We start from the raw sequence: 20,482 nt of genomic DNA, 5'->3' as shown, positions 1-20,482 counted from the left end.
GTCGACTCGGCCCCTGGACTACCGGCTTGCCGGCGACGGGGCGCGAAGCGGCCCCAATACAACGGCGCACTCACTCGCAGCCCGCCACCTCCGACGGCCCGCCCAGGTTGCGTTCGGCCAGCCACACCTCCTGCATCAGCCAGTCGCGAAAGCGTTCCACATGGGGCGGCAACTCCTGCTCCGGGCGGGTCACCCACCAGTACGACTGGTGCCCGTCGACCTGTACGTCGAGCACCTGCACCAACTGCCCGGCAGCCAGCTCGCGGGCGACCATCTGGCGATCGGCGATAGTGATGCCCAGGCCATCGATGGCCGCGCGAATGGCCAGGTCCAGCAGGTCGAACTCATAGCCGCCACGCAGGTCGACGCCCTGGATCCGCGCCGCATCCAGCCAGTGGCGCCAGGTCAGGTAGCGCTGGTCCTCGCGGGCCAGCACATGCAGCAGGGTCATGTTGCGCACGTCAGCCCTGCGCTCTTCCTGCTGGGCCAGCAACGACGGCGAACATACCGCGATGTGCCGCTCGTGCATCAGCAGCGAACTGTCCAGGCCATCCCATTCGCCGTTGCCGAAGCGGATCGCGCAGTCCAGGGTGGCGATTTCCGCCAGGTTGTCCTGCAAGTGGGTGGTGAGGGTCACTTCCAGCTCCGGATGCGTTTCGCGCAGGCGCCCCAGGCGCGGCAGCAGCCAGCGGCTGGCGAAGGTCGGCGGGGCGTTGAGGCGAATGCGCGTGAGGTGTTGGCGCTGCTGGATGCCGCGCACCGTCAGTTCGATGCGGTCGAACGACTGCTGCAAGGCGTGCAGCAGCGTGCGCCCGGCATCGGTCAGTTGCAGGTGGTGGTGACGGCGCTGCAGCAAGGGCTCGCCCAGTTGCTCCTCCAACTGGCGGACCTGGCGGCTGACGGCGCTCTGGGTGACGTTGAGCAGTTCCGCCGCGCGGGTGAAGCTGCCGGTGCTACCGGCCACCTCGAAGGCCTTGAGGGCGTTGAGTGCCGGGATCTTGCGTTTCACTCGCCGGTTTCTCCTGCAGCGTACGGGTCAGAAGTAATAGCCGATGTTGGCGTACAGCTGGTTTTCCCAATGGTCGGTACCACCCCGGGCCAGGCTCTCGGTGTAGCTGCTGCCGCCGATGTAGGGGTCGTTGCGGCCGTTGAGCCATTCCACCGCGATGTAGAAGCTGCGCACCGAGAACGACGTGCCGAGGATGAAGCGCTCGGAGGTGTCGAAGCCCTGGGCCGACTTGTCGAAGCGGCTGTAGTTACCGTACACCTTGACTGCGCTGACCCAGTCGCCGAGGAAGGTGCCGGGGAAGCTGTAGGCCAGGTCGCCGACATACAGGTTACCGCGGCTGGCGACATTGTAGGTGCCGTCGTAGCCGCCGAAGGTCACCCGTTCGCCGTTGTCCGGGTTGCGTGGCGACATCTGTTGCCGCGCCGCCAGCAGCTGCACGCCCCAGGGGCCGTCGTTGCCCAGGTAGTGCAGGGCCACGGCATTGCGCCGGCCGGCGTCGTGGGTGTCACGGTTCTCCAGGCGCGAGGTCAGCCCCGAGACGCCTACCTCCGATTGCCAGTCGCCCAGGGCGAAGGTGCGCGCCAGGCGCGCCACGGCGATCTGCCGCTCCTGGTTGCGATTGCCGTCTGCAACGTAGTCGTCCGCGGCAGTGACCACGCTGGAGTAAGTACTGCCATTGCTGGTGCCGCGCCCGGGCCAGGCCGGGCGGCCATACAGGCCCAGTTGCAGGTTCCAGTCGCCTTGCTGGTGGATGTACTTGGCCCCTACTGCCTCGACGTCCTCGAGGCCGATGACGTTGCCCAGGGTTTCATAGAAGGTGCTGCCGAAGTAGGGCTGCAGGCCGAACGGGATCTGGTTGAGGCCGACCTGCACCTGGCGATCGGGGTCGAACCTGTAGCCGATCCAGGCGTACTCGGCGAAGGCGATGTCACCGACCTGGTCGGTGTACTGGTAGGGGTAGGCCTTGCCATAGAAGCGGTAGCGCACGGCACCGATCCAGCTGTCGGAGGTGTAGGTGGCACGCAACATGATGGTGTCCAGGCCGGCCTTGTCGAGCTTGCGGTCCGGGTCGTGGTCGAAGCGTGCACGGATGGCGCCGCCGACGTCGAGATGGTCGTTGATCGGCACGGCCTGGGCGAGAGGCGCCAGGGTCAGCAGGGCAGGGAACAGCAGGTGGCTGGGACGCAGGTGGAGTGGGGACACAGTGGGACCTCGGGTGGTTTCTTGTCGTTATCCGGGGTTGGGGGAGCAAGGGATCGCCGCGTGGCCCGTATCGCGGGCAGCGGCCCTATGCCACCTCCGGCTGTCAGCGACCCTATCCAAGGTCCTTGCCCCGGCACAAACGACCAATACGCAGCAGTAACCCGAGAAAAACGCATGTTTGCGGCGCGCGGCATACCTGTAGAATCGTCCTACAAAAACAACGACCAGCGACTCCGCCATGCGTACCCTGCCACCCCTGAACATGCTCAAGGTCTTCGAGGAAGTCGCGCGGCATCGCAGCTTCAACCGCGCCGCCGATGCGCTCAACGTCACCCAGGGCGCGGTCAGCCGGCAGATCAAGCACCTGGAGGACTACCTGGGCGTGATCCTCTTCGTGCGTGGCCCGCGCGGGCTGGCCCTGACCGAGGCGGGCAACGCCCTGGCGCCGCACCTGGGCGAGGCCTTCGACCGCATCGAGCGAGCCCTGGAGGCCGTACGGGTGCCCAACTTGCGGCAGCGCCTGCGAATCCTCGCTCCGCCGACCTGGGCCACTCGTTGGCTGTCGCCGCGTCTGCGCGGTTTCATGCAGCGCTATCCCGACATCAGCCTGAGCGTCACCAGTCAGCGTGATGACGAGCATCCCGGCGAGCTCGACTGCCGCATCCTGTTCAGCCGCGAGCAAGCGCTGGCCGGCAGTCGTCAGTTGCTGGTGATGGAGCGTCACATCGCCGTGGCTAGCCCGGAACTGTTCGAGGACGGCCGCGAGCCCTGCCTGAGCCATCACCCGTTGCTGCACATCCTCCACGAGGGGCGGCGCCTGAAGGTCTGGGAGAACTGGCTGGCGGCCACCGGTCGCGACGACATCGATGCGGGCAGCGGCATCGAGTTCAGTACCCTCGACCAGGTGATCCACACCGCCCTGGCTGGGGGTGGCCTGGCGGTGATCGACCGGCAGATGATCGAGCGCGAGCTGGCCAGCGGCAGCCTGCTGCCGATCACCCCGGTAGAGGTGATCGGGCCCTATGGCTACTGGCTGGAGGTGCCGGCGGACAAGCGCGGGCTGTCGAAGGTCGAGCGGTTCGCCGAGTGGCTGGCGACAGTGAGCAATCCCTGAGGCGATCGGGCCGGTTCTGCAGGTGCTGTTCACCTCAAGACGCTCAGGGCCGCTGCGCTCCTTGCTACACAACGGCCGCCTTGCGCACGTCCCCGTTACCTGCCGCATCCCCCCGACACGCCTCGTTCAGCGACAAGCTCTTGGTCTCCGGCGCCCAGGCCATCGACACCAGGGCGCCGAACAACAGGATCCCGCCGAGTATCGCCATGGTCGGGTTCAGTCCGATGCCGGCCACGCTCACCGGCAGCAGGAAGGTACTCACCGCCGACCCCAGTCGGCTGGCTGCAGTGGCCAGGCCGATGCCGCTGGCGCGCACCTCGGTGGGGAAGCTTTCGGCCGGGTACACGCCGACTAGGTTGCTCACCGCCGACAGCACCAGGGTGAACAGGCCGAACAGCGCGACCATCGCCCAGGCCATGCTGCCGGGCATCAGCACCAGCAGGAACAGCGCTGCCGCCAGGACCAGGAAGCTGTTGATGAGAAATCCGCGGCGGCTGAACTTCACCGTGCACCAGATTCCCAGCAGTGCGCCGACGATCAGCAGGGCGTTGAGCATCATCTCGGTGCCCAAACCCTCGGCCAACCCCATCTTGCGCAGGATCGACGGCAGGAAGGTATAGATGGCGAAGTAGGGCATGACGATGCAGATGAAGAACAGGCAGTTGAACGCCGTACGCTTGCGGTATTCGCGGCTGAACAGTGCGCCGAAGCCGGCCTGGCTCGGCCGGGCGATCTCGTCGTCGAGCACCACGTGCGGCCCCAGGTGCTTGTGCACGATGGCGCGGGCCTCCTCGGCCCGGCCCTGATGCACCAGCCAGCGTGGCGACTCGGGGGTGCCGATGCGGGCGATGAGGATCAACGCCGCCGGGATCGCCGAGGAGGCCAGCATCCAGCGCCAGGCGTCGTCGCCCATTGGCAGCAGAGCGGTACCGACGAAGGTTGCGGCGACGTAGCCGAAGGTCCAGATCACGCTGAACGAGCCGAGCAGCACGCCGCGGTGCTTGCGTGGCGAGAACTCGGCGAGCATGGCGTGGCCGACGCTGAAGTCGCCGCCCAGGCCGATGCCGATCAGCACCCGGCAAAGAAACAGTTGCATCGCGCTCTCGACGAAGAACTGCATCACCGAGGCCAGGGTGATCAGCACGAAGCTGATCAGGAAGATCTTCTGCCGCCCCAGGCGGTCGGAGATCCAGCCGAAGAACAGGCTGCCGAAGAACAGCCCGAACAGCGCCGAGGCACCGATCAGGCCTTGCCAGAACGGGTTGAGCTGCATCTGCGGGTTGATCAGGGTGAAGGCGATACCGATCAGGCCCAGGATGTAGCCGTCGGTGAAGTGGGCGCCGAAGGTCAGGCCGGCGATCTTGATATGGAAGCGACCGATCGGTAGGTCATCGATCTTGACTGTCTGTCCCGTCATGTTGACACCTCGTTGTTCTTGTTGGGTCAGGGCCTTGCGGGGGCACCGCGCCCCGAGCGGGGCACGGTACGTGGGGGGACGTGTCGGGTCAGGTGTGCAGGCCGCCCATCAGCACGTACTTGATTTGCAGGTAGTCGTCCAGGCCGTACTTCGAGCCTTCGCGGCCCATGCCCGATGCCTTGATGCCGCCGAAGGGCGCGACCTCGGTGGAGATGATCCCTTCGTTGACGCCGACGATGCCGGCTTCCAGGCCTTCGGCCATGCGCCAGACGCGGCCAATGTCGCGGCTGTAGAAGTATGCCGACAGGCCGTAGGGCGTATCGTTGGCCAGGCGCAGTACCTCGGCTTCGTCCTTGAAGCGGAAGCACGCGGCCACCGGGCCGAACGTCTCCTCGCCGGCGATCAGCATGCCTGGCTGTGCATCGGCCAGCACGGTCGGCTCGTAGAAAGTGCCGCCCAGGGCGTGCCGGCGGCCGCCGCAGAGCAACCGCGCACCTTGCTCCAGAGCATCGCCCACGTGCTGCTCGACCTTGGCCAGCGCCGCCTGGTTGATCAGCGGGCCCTGATCGCTCTCGCCCTGCAATGCGTCGCCCACGCGCAGGGCCTGCACGGCTTCGACGAGCTTGGCGGTGAAGGCCTCGTAGACACCATCCTGCACGTAGAAGCGGTTCACGCACACGCAGGTTTGCCCGGTGTTGCGGAATTTCGAGGCCATGGCCCCGCGTACCGCAGCGTCCAGGTCGGCATCGTCGAAGACGATGAACGGGGCGTTGCCGCCCAGCTCCAGCGAGACTTTCTTCAAGGTGTCGGCGGCCTGGCGCATCAGCAGCTTGCCGGTGGCAGTGGAACCGGTGAACGACAGCTTGCGCACCACGCTCGAGGCCTGCAGCGCACCACCGATGGCTGGGGCGTCGCCGGAGACGATGTTGAACACGCCCGCCGGTACGCCGGCCCGTTCGGCCAGAACCGCCAGGGCGAAGGCCGACAGTGGGGTTTCCTCGGAGGGCTTGAGGATCATCGTGCAGCCAGCGGCCAGGGCTGGGCCGACCTTGCGGGTGACCATGGCCAGGGGGAAGTTCCATGGGGTGATCGCTGCCACTACGCCGATCGGCTCCTTGGCCACCAGTACCCGGGCGTCGGCCTTGGGCGAGGGGATCATGTCGCCATAGACGCGCCGGGCTTCCTCGGCGAACCATTCGAGAAAGCTTGCCGCGTAGGCCACTTCGCCCTTGGCCTCGGCCAGCGGCTTGCCTTGCTCGCGGCTGAGCAGGGTAGCCAGCGCGTCGCGTTGCTCGAGCATCAGTTCGGACCAGCGCCGCAGGATCACCGCGCGCTCCTTGGCCAGCTTGCCACGCCAGGCCGGCAGGGCACGTTCGGCGGCAGCGATGGCGGCATTGGTCTGCTCGGCACCACCACGCGCTACCTCGACGATGACCTGGCCGCTGGCGGGGTTGAACACCGGGTAGGTGGGGCCGCTTTCCAGCCACTGGCCGTCGATGTAGTGGCCGCTTTTGAGCAGTGCATTCATGCCACCGCCTCCTGGATCGCGAAAGCGCCACGCGGCGGACGTGTCACGCGCAGGATGCGCTTGCCAGCGGTGTAGTCGTTGATCAGGTCGCAGGGGGTGTAGTTACGTTCCAGCTCGTACAGGTCCTCGTCGTCCAGGTGCATTTCCAGGGCCGCCAGGGCGCTGTCGAACTGTGCGGTGGAGTCGGCACCGACCAGCATGCTGTCGACGCCTGGGTGGCGCAGCACCCAGGCCTGGGCCACCTGGGCGTTGGACACGCCGTGGCGCTGGGCGACGCGCTGTACCGAACGGGCGATCTCGAACGACACCTCGTCGCTGTACATCTGCTGGGTGAAGAAGTCGGTCTGGTTGCGGGTGGACTGCGCGTCGCCGGTCAGCAGGCCGCGTGCCAGCGGGCTGAACACCGACACGCCCAGGCCCTGGTCGCGGCAGAACGGGATCATCTCGCGCTCTTCCTCGCGGTAGGCGCAGTTGAGCTGCAACTGCATGTTGATCGGTTTGGCCCAGCCGTGGCGCTCGCAGGCCAGAAGGATCTTCGCCAACTGCCCGGTGAGCATGGTCGAGACGCCGATGTAGCGGGCCTTGCCGGCGCGCACGATGTCATTGAGCGCTTCCATGGTCTCTTCGACCGGGGTGTTGATGTCGAAGAAGTGCAGCATGTACACGTCGAAGTAGTCCATGCCCGCGCGCTTGAGCGAGGCATCGATGCCGTCGAAGATGTGCTTGCGCGAATGGCCGCTGGCGTTGATGCCGCTGCGGGTGCCGTAGCCCACCTTGGTGGTGACCACGACGTCGTCGCGGCGCACCAGGCGCTTGAGGATGCGACCGACCACTTCCTCGCCGACGCCGGCGGAGTAGAAGTCGGCCAGGTCGATGAAATTGACCCCTTTGTCCAGGGCATGGCGGACGATCGGCTCGCTGGCCGCTTCATCGAAGATCCAGGGCTTCCACTGCGGGGTGCCCATGTTCATGGTGCCGAGGCACAGCTTGGAGACCTGCAGGCCCGAGTGGCCCAGACGGATGTATTGCATGGCGGGCACCTCAGGCTTTCGGGGTGTAGAAGGGGTTGGTGATCCGATCGACCACATCGGCCAGTTGCGCGCGCGCCGGCAGGCCCTGGAGGGCGGCGCGGATCGCGGTGCGGCAGGCGTTGTAGTTGTTCAGGTAGACGGCATCGAGGTCATCGCAGGCGGGGTTGACCCAGTTGGCGGTAACGATGGCCCACTCGTCCTCGGCCTCGGCCGGCAGGGTGCCGTCGAGCAGCGCCTCGGTCACGGCCTTGGCGATGCCGGCCTGGGATGCGCCCCAGGTGGCGTTGCCGTGCAGCTCGCCGTTGATCTCGGCCTTGTTCACGTACAGGGTCATCGGCTTGACCGGGATGTTCGGTTGGGCGATCACCATGAACGGGCAGTGACCCTGGCTGGGCGAGGCGAGGCTGTTGGCGAAGGCCTGGCCGGCCGGGCCGTTGCGCGGACCGAGCAGGATGTTGATGTGCGCGGCGTTGACGCCTGGGCCTTCGAAACCTTCACCGATATATAGGGCGAGTGGCTGCATGGGATACCTCGATCAATGGATGGAATGAACGAAACCTGGGGCAACGACGCAGCGTGCTGGCGCAAGGAGGGGCATGCGAGAACGTGGGGATGCAGGCATGGCGCGACGCTCGTTGTTGTTCTTGGGCGATGTCGCGGCCAGTTGTATCAGGCGGGGGAGAAGGAGCAGTAGGGAGAAGAAGTCAACGGGTTATGCGTGCAAGTCATAGGTCGGGAGGTCGCGTGCGCGCCATCGTCTGCAAAGCCTTGACTGATGCTCCGTTGACGTATCAGGCCGCCCGCTCCAGCACATCCAGCAAGTCGGCGAACGCCAGCGACAGCATGTGCCGCGGTGCCAGGTGCACCAACGGTATCGCGGCCTCGTGGGACTCTCGCATCTTGATCGAGCTGCCCAGGTACACCGGCAGCACCGGCAAGCCTTCGGCGCGCAACTGATCGACCAGGGTCTGGTGCAGGGCGGTGCGTCCGGCGAACTGGTTGACCACCACGCCCTCGACCTGGAGCGCCGTATTGTGGTCCTGGCGCAGCTCCTCCACCTCAGCCATGACGCTGCGCAGCGCCTGGTACGAAAAACGGTCGCAATCGAACGGGATCAACAGGCGTTCGGCCGCCACCAGGGCGCTGAAGGTGTAGAAATTCAACGCCGGCGGGGTATCGATGTAGATCCGTTCGTAGTCCTCGGCGAGCGCCACCAGCAGCTTGCGCAGCTTGTTGATCTTGAACTTGCTCTGCAGGCGTGTCTGCAGGTCGGTCAGGTCCGGGCTGGCGGTGATCAGGTGCAGGTTGTCGTAGCGGGTCTCGGTGATCGCCACGCGGTTCTTCTTGCCGGCCGCCGTGGCGCAGAGGGTCTGGCGGAAGAAGTCGGCGATGCCCGAGGGGATCGCGTCGCCGGCAAGCCCCGTGAGGTAGTAGGTGGCGTTGGCCTGGGGATCGAGGTCGACCAGCAGTGTCCGGTAACCTTCGGCGGCGCTGGCGGCGGCGAGGTTGCAGGCGATGCTGGACTTGCCGACGCCACCTTTCTGATTGAATACGACACGACGCATGGACAGTTCATCCCTGAATGGAAAATGTCAGAACAGGGACAATCCTATGAAGCAAAGATGACAGTATTAAGACAAGGCTTGTTACATCTACCGCGCGTCACACCGGCCTCTACGCCTCGCCAGGCGCGACCTTCACTCGGTTGCGTCCATCCTGCTTGGCCGCATACAGCGCCCGGTCCGCCCGGCTGAGCGTATCGGCCGGTGTATCCATGCCCGTCGCTTGCCAGTGGGCGATGCCCAGGGAAACGGTCACCGCACCTACCGGCTCGATGGGCGTGTCCTGCACGCACAGGCGCAGGCGCTGCGCCACGCTGGTGGCGACCTCCAGGCTGGCCCCCGGCAGCAGCATGAGGAACTCCTCGCCACCGGTGCGGCACAGGACGTCGCCCTCCCGGCAACAGCCGCGCATCAGCTCCGCCAAGCGGCGCAATACCTGGTCGCCGATATCGTGGCCGTGGCCATCGTTGATGCGCTTGAAATGATCGACATCCAGCACCACTGCGCAGAAGTCGCGTCCTTCGGCCTCCAACTGTGCCAGGCTGAGCTCCAGGCTGCGGCGGTTGCCCAGCCCTGTGAGCGGGTCGGTCTGGGCGTCCTGGCGCAGCCTGCCTATGCGCTCTTGCAGCAGGTTCAGGCCGAACAGCAAGGCGCGCTTGAGTTCGGCGGCCTCGAAATACCAGGCCCTGACCTGGTGCAGGTGCGCCGCGGTTCCGACCCTGTCCAGTGCCCGTGCGCCGGCGGCCAGTTGCCAGAGCGGGCGGGTGATGGCCAGGGCCAGCCACCACAGGGCCAGGCTGCCGGCCAGGGCGAGCGGCACGGAAATGTCGATGACATCGAGGATCAGCTGGCGCAGCGGGACCACGGTCTGTGCCAGGGGCTGTTGGGCCACCACGCCCCAACCGGTGCTTGGCACCGTGGCGAAGCCTGCGAGCATTTCCACGCCATCGCTGTTGACCACCTGCTGGGTGCCACTGTTTAGGGTGGCGAGCTGGTCGACCAGGATGTTGCCCTTGACCAGCGTACCGACGCGCTGGGCGTTTGGGTGATAGAGCAGGCGCCGGTTGCGATCGACCACATAGAGGTAGGAGCCGTCCTTGTAGAAGTGTTCGCCGAGCAGGCTGTTGAAGATGTTCTGTTCACGCAGGTACAGGCTGCCGCCCACATAGCCCAGGTACTTGCCGTGGCTGTCGAAGATCGGCTGCGACAAGGCCACCACCAGGTTGTCGGCCACCGAGAGGAAGGGCATGGACACCAGCGTCTGTCGCTCCCGCAGCGCCTCCAGTGCGCCGGGCGTCTGCAGGCGGGTGCCGAGCATCTTGCGCAGCGGTGCTGGCGAGATCGCCCGCAGCACACCCTGGGCATCGACCACGAATACCGAGTTGAAGACATTGCCCTGCTGCATCAGGCGTTCGGTTTCTGCCTGCAGCGCCATGGGTTCATCCAGTCGCTGCCCTTGCAGCTGGGCGCTGACGGCCAACTGCTGCAGCGTGCTGCCGAGGAAGGTCTCGGTGATCGACGCCAGTTTCGCCGCATAGACACGGTTGGCCTCCAGGGCGTGGTCGATCAGTAACTGGCGTTGTACCCGGTAGCTGGCGAAGTAGCTGGTCAGCAGCATCACCACGGCGGTGAGTGCGCAGAGAACGAGGATCAGCGTGCGCAGATCCAGGCGCAGGCCTTTCTTGGCGTGTGGCAATCCTGACCTCATCGATGGGGGAAGGGGATAACCTTACCTGTTATGAGGGATGGCGGCTATCGGTACAGCGCAGGGCTGCGCGCAGTGTCGTATCAGTCGCCGGTTGTCTCCAGCCCGGCCAGGTCTTCCTCTATCTGCTGCATGCGTTCCTGGGCCCGTGCCTGGGCCTTTTCATCGTTGGCGCTTTCACGCATCAGGCGGGTCAGTTTCTCGCTGAGCCGCTGGCCTTCCTCGGTTTCGTTCAGCGCCCTGGCCTTCACGGGGTCGCGGGTCGCTGCGACGATGGTGTCGAACTCGGCATCGTCGAAGTGCTTCTCGCTGTAGAGCTTGAACAGGTCCTGGCGCTGGTCCTGCACCGTCAGGTGCTTGCGCAGCACGCCCTCGATGGCCTCCTTGGAGAGTTGCGGGTGGGTCTTGGTCAGCAACGTGGCCATCCTGTCGATATTGTGATCGTAGGCCTCCTGCAAGGGCAGGTTGGCCAGGATCTGCTCTTCACGGGTGGGCTTCTGGTCGCAGGCGGCGAGAACGCCGAGCAAGAGCAAGGGCAGCAGTGTGCGAAGGCGTGGCATCGGGTGGCCTTGGGCGCGTGGTGGGAGGGGACCGCCTGGCACCATACCATCAATCGGGCGGCTCGTTCAGGCGATGGGCCTTGTGGCCTGCTGTCAGAATCCACCTGTCAGTGGATACTCGACGGCCAGGCGAATCTGGTCGGCATCCAACTCCGCCTGCGCGGTGTTGCCCCGGTGCACGTTGTGCCGCAACGAGAACGCCGTGCCCTTGGCCTTGCCGCCCTGTACCACGTATCGCGCCTCCAGGTCGCGCTCCCAGTGCTTGCCGCCCTTGCCGTAGCCCAGGTAGGCATAGCCTCCGTTGGGGTCGGCATGGCTGCCGTCGATGTCGAAGCCACGCACGTACAGGGCGCTCAGGTTCAGCCCTGGTATTCCGTAGGCGGCCATGTCCAGGTCGTACCGCGCCTGCCAGGACTTTTCATTGGGGGCGTTGAAATCGGACAGCTGCACGGCGTTGCCGATGAAGATCGCGCCACGGGTTACGTAGTCGAACGGGGTATCGCCATCCACCTGCTGCCAACCGAGGCTGAAGGTATGCGGCCCTTGGCGGTAGCGCGAGACCAGGCTCCAGGTGGTGTTGTCGATGCGCCCGGAGAGGGCCTTGCCGGTGTCGGTGGTGCGGTACAGGTTCAGGTCCAGGCTCAGGCTGCGTCGGTCATCCAGGGCATGGCTGAGGGTGCTGCCGAGGTAGTGCTGGTTCCAAGTGTCTGCGTAGCGCGAGGTGTAGAGGCTGGCACTGAATGCGGCGTCAGGGTTCCACACCGCGCCTGCGAGGTCGACGCTGTCGCCCTGGCGGGCATTGGAGTAGTTCACCACGAAGCCTTGGTCGTGGCTCGACGCATGGCGGTCGGTGCTTTCGTTGAAGTGTCCGGCCACCAGCTTGAGCGTGTCGATGTCGTTGCTGCTGAGGAAGAAACCGGTGGCGGTCTCGGGCAGCAGGCGGCTGTCGGAGGAACTGAACACCGGGGTCTTCACCCGTTGCTCGCCATAGGCCAGCACGGTGTTGGCTACGCGCAGCTTCACCGCTGCGCCACCGCGGCTGTATTCGTTCTTGGGGTGACCTTGGTTGTCCACGCCCAGCAGCCGGGCCTTGCCGGCGCGGCCGCCACCGCTGTCGAGTTGCACGCCGAAGTAGGCGTGGGCATCGACGCCGACTCCGACCAAGCCTTGGGTGAAGCCAGATTGAAAGGTGCCCATCAGGCCGTAGGCCCATTCCTCGGCCTTGCCGTTGCGTTCGGTGCGAGGTTTGTAGGCGTTGCGTGCGCTGCTGTTGCGTGCGCCATGGCGATAGTCGCGCTGGTCGAACACGCTGCGGTTGAGCAGGTGCCAGCTGCTGTCTTCGACAAAGCCTTTGGATTGGTATTGGGCGGAGTCGGCCAAGGCCAGCGGCGCACACAGGGCGCTGGCCAGAAGCGCAGGGACGGTGCGTCGCGGCATGGAGTGCTGCGAAAACAGGTGGATCGAGGCGTCGGGCATTCAGAAGTACTTGAGCCAGGCGATGTCGCGGCGACGGGATTTCAGGCGCGCGAACCCGCGCACTGGCAGGTACAGTGCCACGGCCAGCAGGATCGCGGTAAGCCATACCGCACCGATGCCGTCGAAGCCGAAGTAGTCGCCCTGGTTCAGGCCGAACAGGGCGACGCAGGCCAGGTACAGGAGCTTCAGCACATACAGGTGCAGCAGGTAGAAGAACATCGGCGCAGCACCGAACACCGCCAGCACACCGATCCAGCGCGCCTGGCCTGCGCGCTCGAAACCGCGCAGCAGGAGCAGCCCGAAGCCCAGGGTCAGGGCCAGGAACAGCAGCGACGGTGGGTACTTGGTGATGTTGAAGAAGCTCATCAGGGTCTGCACCAGGGTCGGGTAGACGCTCCAGGGCGCTTCGCCGTAGCCGTTGAGCAGGCGCAGCGCGATGAAACCGAGCAGGGCGAGGGCGCCGGCCAGCAGCAGGCGGTGCTGGCGCGTGCCGGCATCGCTGCCGCGGGCGAACCACGGGCCCAGGCCATAGCCCAGGGCGATCACGCCGATCCACGGCAGCACCGGGTAGGAAGTGCGCAGGCGAAGGGTTTCGGAGAACGCCAGCCAGCCACGGTCATGCAGGATGGCCCAGGGCACGTGCATCATCGACCCTTCGGCGACGTGCAGCCCATCGAGCAGGTTGTGCCCGGCGACGATGAGCGCGCCGATGGCGATCAACGCCGCGCGCGGCAGCCAGACCAGCAGCGACAGGGCGATCATGCTCAGGCCGATGGCCCAGATCACCTGCAGGTAGATCACGCTTGGCGGCAGTTGGAAGGTCCAGGCGAAGTTGACCAAGGTGAATTCCAGCGCCACGAGGAACAGGCCACGCTTGAACAGGAACGCCGAGACGTCGCCACGGCCCTGGTGCTTCTCGCCGTAGAGCCAGGCACTGAGGCCGGTCAACAGCACGAACACCGGCGCACACAGGTGGGCCAGGGTACGGCTGGCGAACAGGGCCGGCTCGGTGGCGTCGATGGCCATCGGATCGCTGACTTGGCGATGCAGGAAGAAGGTTTCGCGCACGTGGTCCAGCAGCATGAACAGGATGACCAGGCCGCGCAGGGCGTCGATGCTTTGCAGGCGCTGGGTGAGCAGGGTTGGGGTGGGGGAGGCGCTTGTCATGGGGGCAGGCAAGAGGGATTGTGAGATGAAATGTTATCTTATAACTATTTGTTGAGGTTCGATAGCGCTTTTTCAGGTGGGGGGCTGTGCGATGGGCTGCAAAGCAGCCCCAGTACCGCTCAATTGGAGAAAGCCGCTCAGGTCAGAAGCTGTAGTCGACCGTCGCGAAGTACGACCGTGGCGCGCCGAGCAGCCATTGCTCACCACTGTGGGCGGCCACCACATAGTCACGGTTGAACAGGTTGTTCAACTGCAGCCCCAGGCGCACGTCCGGCAGCACCTGCCAGCCGAGGTTGGCATCGACCACGGTGTAGCCGGGGACGCTCTGGCTGTTGGCGGTGTTGGCGTAGCGCTCGTCGACGTAGCGCAGGCCGATGCCGGCATCCACGGTCTGGCCGAAACCCTTGCTCAGCCACAGGTTGGCGGTACGGCGCGGCACGTTGGCCGGGCGGTTGCCGGCGCGGTCCTGGGGAACGCCGCCGACCCTTTCATCGAAGTCATCGTACTTGGCGCGTACCACGGCGGCGTTGGCCGATACCTGCCACTGGTTAGCCAGGGCCAGCTCCAGGGTCGCCTCCAGGCCGTCGGAGGTCTGTTGGCCGGCTTGCTGCTTCTCGTGGGTGACCGGGTCGTCCACCAGCAGCTTCTTCTTGACGATGTGGTAGGCCGCCAGAGTCCACTCGCCACGGCCGTCCCAGAAGCGTTGCTTGAGGCCCAGTTCGGTCTGCTTCGACTCGGTCAGGTCATAGTTCATCTGCGTCGGGTTGAGGCTGATGAGGTTGTTGACCCCGTCCTCGCTGGTGGAGTACTGGCCGTACAGCGACAGCTCGTCGGTCACCGCGAAGAGCAGGCCCGCGCGCCAGTTGCCGCCCTGCAGGCTGCGGTCGCTGCGGGTGTCGCTGACCAGGTTGTCCCGATCGATGTGGTTCTGGTCACGGCGTACACCGGTGACCAGCGACAGGCGATCGGTGAGCTGGGTGCGGTTCTCGGCGAACAGCGCGAAGGTGCGGGTGGTGGACAGGGTCTGTGGGCGCAGCGCCGATCGGCTGTGGAACCCGCCCGGTGCCGGCTGCCAGGGGTCGATGTAGTCGCCGCCCACGTCTTCGTACGGCGAGTTGTTGTCGACGTTGAAACGGATCCTGTTGTACTCGGCACCCACCACGGTCTTGCTGGCCAGGCCGAACAGACTGTGGTCGAAGGTGAAGCTCTGGCGGTCGCCGATCTGCTCCTGGTTGTGCTTGATCTCCAGGTAACTGCCGCGTTCGAGCTGGCCGCGGTCGGCATCCCAGGTGTAGTCCTCGGCGTTGCGCCAGTGCCGGCGGCTCTTGATGTAGTACAGCTGGTTGCTGGCGCTGAGGTGGTCGTTGATCGTCCAGTCGGTGTCGAGGCGGGTCCACTCGTCGTGATAGCGTTGGACGTCGTCGCGAATGTTGTAGTTCTTCTTGCGCAGGCTGTCGCGGTAGTGGCCGTCGATCAGCGGGGTGCCGAAGTAGTTCATCGGCTCGGCATCGCCGCGCTCGTGGGCGAGGGTGAAGCTCAGGTCGTCGCTGGCGTCGAAGCGCAGAGCGGCGCTGAGGGCCAGGTTGCGCGAGTCGCCGCGATCGACCCAGACGTTGCCTTGCTGCGTGTTCAGGGTGACCCGGTAGCTCAGGCGCTCGCTCAGGCTGCCACCGCTGTCCAGGCCGAGCTGTTGGCGGTCCCAGGAGCCGTAGCCCAGGCGCAGGTGGTTGCGGATTTCGCCGGCGAAGGGTTTTTTCGGGATGACGTTGATCACCGCGCCCGTGGCGCCTTCGCCATAGAGTACCGAGGCCGGGCCACGGATCACGTCGATGCGCTCGACCATCCACGGATCGACCGGGAAGCTCTGGGTACCGGCGCCGGTGTACAGGCGCGAGCCGTCGAACAGCGTCATCACCGAGCTGTGGCCGGTGAAGCCGCGGGCGGAGAGGGCGGTGCCGCCGTTGCCTGGGGTGCCGACCGAGGTGATGCCTGGCGAGCGGGTCACCGCGTCTTGCACGGTGAGGTTGTTACGCTGCTGGATCTGCCCGGCGCTGATGCTGCTGGTGCTGGCCGGGGTCTCCAGGGCGCTCAGGTTCAGGCGCGAACCGGCCCGGGTCGGCGTGGCCAGGTCGACGACCTGTTCGTCGCGGGTGTCGGTGATGGCCGTGGAGGGCAGGGCCAGTACTGGCCCGTCGTGTTCATCGGCCAGGGCCGGAAGGGAAACGGCCAGGCAGGCCGCCAGAGTATGAAGCTTGGAGATACGGGACATGTCGTTCCACTGTCGCAGGAATGAATGGATCCCGGTGGAAACAACGCATAGACGACCAAGCACGTACGCAGGCGCGCACGCGAAAACCGGCCTGCGCCCGCCCACCGCGGGTTGCCAACGAAAAGCTCCAGGCCGGTCTCCGGGCTTGCGAGGATCATGAACCGTTCACCTTCCCATGCATGCGCACAGTGGTATGTCGAAGGGTTCGCTCGCCTACCGTTGCGGGGGCAGCGCCGGACTTGTCGTGGCAACGACGCACCGGCTTCCCGTTTCACCCTGCGCGCGGCGGCGCAGGACACCTGAAACTGGCGCGCATCTGACCACCGAACGGGTGGGGAGTCAATCGTTCGGATGCAGCTTGCGCTGGTCCAGGAGGGCGATCAGCGTCCGCGCCGACGCGATACCCTGGCCTCGATGTTCTTGCGCCCGATCAGCAGGGCGGGCTTCTCCACCACCGGCTCGTCCGCCAGCCACTTGTACATCACCAGGCAGTCCACCAGCCCCAGGCGAGCGTGCCGGTAGGCCTTGGGCAGGCGGCCGACGGTCTCGAAGCCGAGCTTGTGCCACAGCGCCACGGCCACCTCGTTGGTCGCCACCACCGAGTTGAACTGCAGGGCCAGGAAGCCCTCCTGGCGTGCCAGCTTTTGCGAGTGCTCGCACATCAGCCGCGCCACGCCACGGCCGCGGGCGGCCGGCGCGACCATGTAGCCGCAATTGCCCACGTGGGCGCCGGGGCCGGCGGCGTTGGCCTTGAGGTAGTACGAGCCGAGCAACTCGCCATGCGCCTCGGCCACCAGGGTTCGCAGGGGCAGCTCCAGCCAGAGCTGGCGGGCCTGCTCGACGCTGAGCCCGGGGTCGAAGGCATAGGTTTCGCGGGCCTGGACGATGGCCTGGAAGGTGGGCCAGAAGCGTTCGAAGTCTTCCGGGGTCATGGGACGGATGTGGATCATGGCGGCTCCTGCACGGGCTTGGCCGCCAAGTCTGGGTGGCCCGGCGCCGCCGCGCAAGGGCTGCGGCGCCGGAGGCGTTCAGTCGCTCGCCTTGCCGACCGCATCCAGGGCGCGGGCCGAGTAGACCAGCGCGGCACCGGCGTTCATCGCCACCGCCACGCCCAGCGCCTCGGCGATTTCCTCACGGGTGGCGCCGTGCCTGACGGCCTGCTGGGAGTGCACGGCGATGCAGCCGTCGCAGCGGGTAGTCACCGCCACGGCCAGGGAGATCAGCTCGCGGGTCTTGGCATCCAGGTGGTTGGTCTTGGCCCCGGCACCGCTGGCAGTCATGTAGCCGGCCACGGTATCGGGGGACAATTGCTTGAGATCGCCGATGCCGGCCATCAACTGCCTACGGTAGGCGTCCCAGTCCATCATGCTCATGGTTTTCACCTTGTTCGGTGGTGACAGGAGCTTTCAGGCTAGTCGAAGAACGAGGCTCTGGAGGGGCTGTGATGGCCAGGGCAGCGTCTTCGCTTCAGATGTAGATGAACACCAGCACCAGCGCCGCGACCACCGCCCACTTTTCCAGGTAGTAGCGGGTGCGGTTGCGCTTCTTCAGGGCCTTGCCGCGCTCGCGGATGCGGTAGATGCGGGTGAACAGGCGATTGATGCCGCCGGTCTTGTCGTTGGCGTCGTTGGGGGCCGCCGCGGCGGCCATGACGTTGCGGCTGAACCAGCGGTTGAAGGCGGTCGCCCAGCGGTACTTGAGCGGGCGCTCGACGTCGCAGAACAGGATGATGCGGTTGTGCTCGGTGGTGTTGGCGGCGTAGTGGATGTAGGTCTCGTCGAACACCACTGCCTCGCCGTCGCGCCAGGCGTACTTCTGGCCATCGACATCGATGTAGCAGCCGTCGTCGTTGGGCGTGTCCAGGCCCAGGTGGTAGCGGTAGGAGCCGGCATAGGGGTCACGGTGGCGCACCAGCTTGGCGCCTGGCGGCAGGGTGGCGAACATGGCCGCCTTGACCGAGCCGATACCCTGCAGCAACTCGGTGGTGCGTGGGCACAGCTTCATCGCCGAGGGGTGGCTCTCGCCATACCACTTCAGGTAGAAACGCTTCCAGCCGGTCTTGAAGAACGAATTGAATCCGACGTCGTCGTAGTTGTCGGATTTCTTGATCTCGCCCACGTGCAGCAGTTGCTGGGCCTCCTCGCGGATTTCCCGCCAGTGGTCCTTGAGCGGCTGCAGTTCGGGGAAGGACTCGACCGGCAGGTAGGGCTTGGCCGGGTGCTGGGAGAACAGGTACAGGAAGCTGTTGACCGGAGCCAGGAAGCTGGAGTGATCGCCCAGTTGGCGGGTCAGCTTGTGGCGAACCCGACCGCGCAAGTGAACATAGGCGATCGAGAGTGCGAAGATCAGGACGAGTGCGATTTTCATGAACGGATACTTGTCGAAATGGCCATGCGCCATGGCTTGAGCCCGCCAGCATAAACAATCGTGCCAGGCCTGTGCACCCGTCTTAAGTGGAAGGCGCAAACGTTTCATCCTGGTTCATCTGCCAGGTATCGAGGTGAGCGTACACTCGGGGCTGGCGCCCCACAGATCGAGGAGCATGCATGGCCCAGGATTCACGCCCCAGCGGCGCACCCTTCAAGCGCCTGTTCTTCGCCTTGCCGGTCAGCGATGCCCAGCGCCGTGCCATCGCCCAGTGGCGGCGCAGCCTGGGGCTGCGCAGCGGCAGGCCCGTACCGGCCGAGAACTTCCACCTGACCCTGCTGTTTCTGGGCGATGTGGATGCCGCGCGGTTGCCGGCCCTATGCGCTGCGGTCGACAATCTCACGCGCCCGGACGCGCCTTTGCGCCTGCTGCTCGACCGCTTGCAGGTGTGGCAGCGCGCCGGTGTGCTGGTGCTCGAACCTGGGGAGACGCCACCGGCGCTGCGGCAACTGGTCTATGCCCTGCAACAGGCGGCGCTGCCGCTGGGCATTGCCGAGCAGGTCCGCGAGTACCGGCCACACCTGACGCTGTCGAGGGACTTCCGTGGCCAGCCGCCGGAAGCCGCGGCGGCACCGGCGTTCTTCCTCGCTGTCCGGCACTTCACCCTCTACGAGTCACGCAAGGGTCGCTACTGGCCGTTGGCCGAATGGTCGCTGACGGGCTAAGGCATGGGCAAGCAAGGTCGGGTTCCTATGCTGTTTGGTTGCGGGCCGGCTCGAACAACTGCTGGCCCAGTTGCCAGGCGGTGCGCAGGTGGCCCTTGGGATCCTGGCCCTCGCTGTCGGTGAGCACGTTCGAACTCAGTACCTGAGCACCGCAGTAGTCGAAGATGCCGTGTTCGATTTGCACGCGCATCGCCTCGCCGTAGCCATGCCGCTCGAAGGTACCGGCATCGGCACCTGCGACGCCGACCAGGTGCACGGTAAGGCCCTGGAGTTTCTTGATGGTCGGGCCGTTGACCTGGTAGTCGAAGGCCCAGCCATTGCTGAACACACGCTCGACCCAGCCCTTGAGCAGCGCTGGCAGCGACCACCAGTAGACCGGGTAAACCAGCACCAGCGCATCGGCGCGCTCGATGCGCGCCTGCTCGGCGAGCACATCCGCCGGTGGTGGGGCCAGGCGACGATGCACGGCATGGTCGGCCAGGCCGAAGCGGGGGTCGAAGCCTTCTCGGGCCAAGTCGGCGATTTCGGCCGTGTGGCCGGCGCTGACCAGGCCGTCGGCGATGCGTTGGGCGAGGGCATGGGTCAATGATTCTGGGTCGTGGTGGCCGATGACGATCAGGGCATGCATGGCGGTTCTCCAGATGAAAGGGTGCGTGAGTGGGGGCGGCGTTATATACTCGTAGTAAGTTACTGTTGGTAAGTTACTTTTGGTAGGTAATCGATGTCAAGCGATGACAAACCGCTGCCGCGCAAACGCCTGTCCCGTGAGGCGAGGCGCCGCCAATTGCTCGACGTGGCCTGGCAACTGATCCGCGACGAGGGCACCGACGCCTTGAGCCTGGGGCGCCTGGCAGAGCAGGCTGGGGTGACCAAGCCGGTGGTGTATGACCATTTCGAAACCCGCACGGGATTGCTGGTAGCGCTGTACGAGGAGTACGACGCGCGTCAGACGAGCATGCTCGAGGCGGCGTTGGCGGTCAGCGAAGCCAGCCTGCAGGTACGTGCCGGGGTGATCGCCGCGGCCTACGTGGAGTGCGTGATGACCCAGGGGCGCGAGATACCTGGTGTGTCCGCGGCGCTGGCCGGGTCGCCGGAGCTGGAGGCGCTCAAGCGGAGCTACGAGGGGCCGTTCCTGGAGAAGTGCCGGCAGGCCTTGGCGCCGTTCGCGCCGAGGGGGGATATCGGCGCTGCTGGGTTGCGGGTGCTGGTGGGGGCGGCAGAGGCGCTGTCGCAGGCTGCGGCGGCGGGGGAGTTGGAGGCCGGGCGGGCGAAGGATGAGTTACAGGCGACCATCGTGGCCATGGTGCTGCGCCAGTAGATAGGGGAAGTTGTGGTTGAGGCCGCTGTGC

Annotated in this window: 19 protein-coding genes and 1 riboswitch; of the genes, 3 read left to right on the top strand and 16 right to left on the bottom strand. The window is 65.8% G+C overall.

What is annotated here, in order from left to right; all coding sequences use genetic code 11:
* Positions 1 to 70: 70 nt before the first annotated feature.
* Together ACDI39_RS06620 and ACDI39_RS06615 are read right to left on the bottom strand one after the other, a co-directional pair.
* Positions 71 to 1,009 carry a LysR substrate-binding domain-containing protein gene (locus tag ACDI39_RS06620; protein ID WP_225789671.1) on the bottom strand — a complete coding sequence of 313 codons (939 nt, stop codon included), beginning with the start codon at positions 1,007 to 1,009 and terminating at the stop codon, positions 71 to 73.
* 27 nt (positions 1,010 to 1,036) lie between these two features.
* The gene (locus tag ACDI39_RS06615) at positions 1,037 to 2,212 is read right to left on the bottom strand and encodes a hypothetical protein (RefSeq protein WP_410896939.1); all 1,176 of its coding nucleotides are present in this window, start codon (positions 2,210 to 2,212) and stop codon (positions 1,037 to 1,039) included.
* A gap of 238 nt (positions 2,213 to 2,450) precedes the next feature.
* Here ACDI39_RS06615 and ACDI39_RS06610 point away from each other — a divergent pair, with 238 nt between their 5' ends.
* On the top strand, positions 2,451 to 3,326 hold the full coding sequence (locus ACDI39_RS06610) for a LysR substrate-binding domain-containing protein (RefSeq protein WP_225789670.1): 876 nt from the start codon (positions 2,451 to 2,453) through the stop codon (positions 3,324 to 3,326).
* A 64-nt stretch (positions 3,327 to 3,390) separates the two neighbouring features.
* On the opposite strand, the gene ACDI39_RS06605 is transcribed toward ACDI39_RS06610, so the two are convergent.
* The 13 genes from ACDI39_RS06605 to lpxO all read right to left on the bottom strand — a co-directional run bounded on the left by ACDI39_RS06605 (position 3,391) and on the right by lpxO (position 18,408).
* Positions 3,391 to 4,743 (bottom strand): MFS transporter, encoded by a 1,353-nt coding sequence (locus ACDI39_RS06605; RefSeq protein ID WP_225789669.1) that lies wholly within the window; start codon positions 4,741 to 4,743, stop codon positions 3,391 to 3,393.
* Between the two features lie 88 nt (positions 4,744 to 4,831).
* Entirely contained in the window at positions 4,832 to 6,271 is a 1,440-nt protein-coding gene (locus ACDI39_RS06600; protein ID WP_225789668.1) for an NAD-dependent succinate-semialdehyde dehydrogenase, read from the bottom strand.
* Positions 6,268 to 7,302, bottom strand: coding sequence for an aldo/keto reductase (locus ACDI39_RS06595; protein WP_225789667.1), 1,035 nt, complete (start codon positions 7,300 to 7,302; stop codon positions 6,268 to 6,270). Before ACDI39_RS06595 ends, ACDI39_RS06600 begins: the two co-directional genes overlap by 4 nt.
* 10 nt (positions 7,303 to 7,312) lie before the next feature.
* On the bottom strand, positions 7,313 to 7,825 hold the full coding sequence (fae, locus tag ACDI39_RS06590) for a formaldehyde-activating enzyme (RefSeq protein WP_225789666.1): 513 nt from the start codon (positions 7,823 to 7,825) through the stop codon (positions 7,313 to 7,315).
* 268 nt (positions 7,826 to 8,093) lie between these two features.
* A complete protein-coding gene (locus ACDI39_RS06585) occupies positions 8,094 to 8,867 on the bottom strand; it encodes a ParA family protein (protein WP_225789665.1) in 774 nt (257 codons plus the stop codon).
* 109 nt (positions 8,868 to 8,976) lie between these two features.
* The gene (locus ACDI39_RS06580; protein WP_225789664.1) at positions 8,977 to 10,560 is read right to left on the bottom strand and encodes a sensor domain-containing diguanylate cyclase; all 1,584 of its coding nucleotides are present in this window, start codon (positions 10,558 to 10,560) and stop codon (positions 8,977 to 8,979) included.
* 92 nt (positions 10,561 to 10,652) lie between these two features.
* Entirely contained in the window at positions 10,653 to 11,129 is a 477-nt protein-coding gene (locus ACDI39_RS06575) for a DUF2059 domain-containing protein (protein WP_253080322.1), read from the bottom strand.
* 93 nt (positions 11,130 to 11,222) lie between these two features.
* Positions 11,223 to 12,566: an OprD family porin gene (locus ACDI39_RS06570; RefSeq protein ID WP_253091229.1), complete on the bottom strand. Its 1,344-nt coding sequence runs from the start codon at positions 12,564 to 12,566 to the stop codon at positions 11,223 to 11,225.
* 39 nt (positions 12,567 to 12,605) lie between these two features.
* On the bottom strand, positions 12,606 to 13,772 hold the full coding sequence (locus tag ACDI39_RS06565) for an acetyltransferase domain-containing protein (RefSeq protein ID WP_253080321.1): 1,167 nt from the start codon (positions 13,770 to 13,772) through the stop codon (positions 12,606 to 12,608).
* Between the two features lie 142 nt (positions 13,773 to 13,914).
* On the bottom strand, positions 13,915 to 16,041 hold the full coding sequence (locus ACDI39_RS06560) for a TonB-dependent receptor (RefSeq protein ID WP_253091219.1): 2,127 nt from the start codon (positions 16,039 to 16,041) through the stop codon (positions 13,915 to 13,917).
* 113 nt (positions 16,042 to 16,154) lie between these two features.
* Positions 16,155 to 16,359: riboswitch (cobalamin riboswitch) on the bottom strand.
* Between the two features lie 62 nt (positions 16,360 to 16,421).
* On the bottom strand, positions 16,422 to 16,991 hold the full coding sequence (locus ACDI39_RS06555; protein WP_225789660.1) for a GNAT family N-acetyltransferase: 570 nt from the start codon (positions 16,989 to 16,991) through the stop codon (positions 16,422 to 16,424).
* Positions 16,992 to 17,069: 78 nt separating this feature from the next.
* Positions 17,070 to 17,414: a carboxymuconolactone decarboxylase family protein gene (locus ACDI39_RS06550; protein WP_225789659.1), complete on the bottom strand. Its 345-nt coding sequence runs from the start codon at positions 17,412 to 17,414 to the stop codon at positions 17,070 to 17,072.
* Positions 17,415 to 17,508: 94 nt separating this feature from the next.
* Entirely contained in the window at positions 17,509 to 18,408 is a 900-nt protein-coding gene (lpxO, locus tag ACDI39_RS06545; protein WP_225789658.1) for a lipid A hydroxylase LpxO, read from the bottom strand.
* Between the two features lie 179 nt (positions 18,409 to 18,587).
* Here lpxO and thpR point away from each other — a divergent pair, with 179 nt between their 5' ends.
* Positions 18,588 to 19,133, top strand: a complete 546-nt coding sequence (thpR, locus tag ACDI39_RS06540) for an RNA 2',3'-cyclic phosphodiesterase (protein WP_225789657.1) — start codon at positions 18,588 to 18,590, stop codon at positions 19,131 to 19,133.
* Positions 19,134 to 19,158: 25 nt separating this feature from the next.
* Here thpR and ACDI39_RS06535 read toward each other — a convergent pair whose 3' ends face one another.
* Positions 19,159 to 19,761, bottom strand: a complete 603-nt coding sequence (locus ACDI39_RS06535) for an NAD(P)H-dependent oxidoreductase (protein ID WP_486538081.1) — start codon at positions 19,759 to 19,761, stop codon at positions 19,159 to 19,161.
* Positions 19,762 to 19,854: 93 nt separating this feature from the next.
* On the opposite strand from ACDI39_RS06535, the gene ACDI39_RS06530 reads away from it, so the two are divergent.
* Positions 19,855 to 20,451, top strand: coding sequence for a TetR/AcrR family transcriptional regulator (locus ACDI39_RS06530; RefSeq protein ID WP_253102804.1), 597 nt, complete (start codon positions 19,855 to 19,857; stop codon positions 20,449 to 20,451).
* Positions 20,452 to 20,482: the final 31 nt, after the last annotated feature.

This window comes from Pseudomonas sp. Tun-23181 (assembly GCF_057415455.1).
The sequence above is the reverse complement of the archived record's forward strand: the minus strand, read 5'-3'. Positions and strand labels throughout refer to the sequence as shown.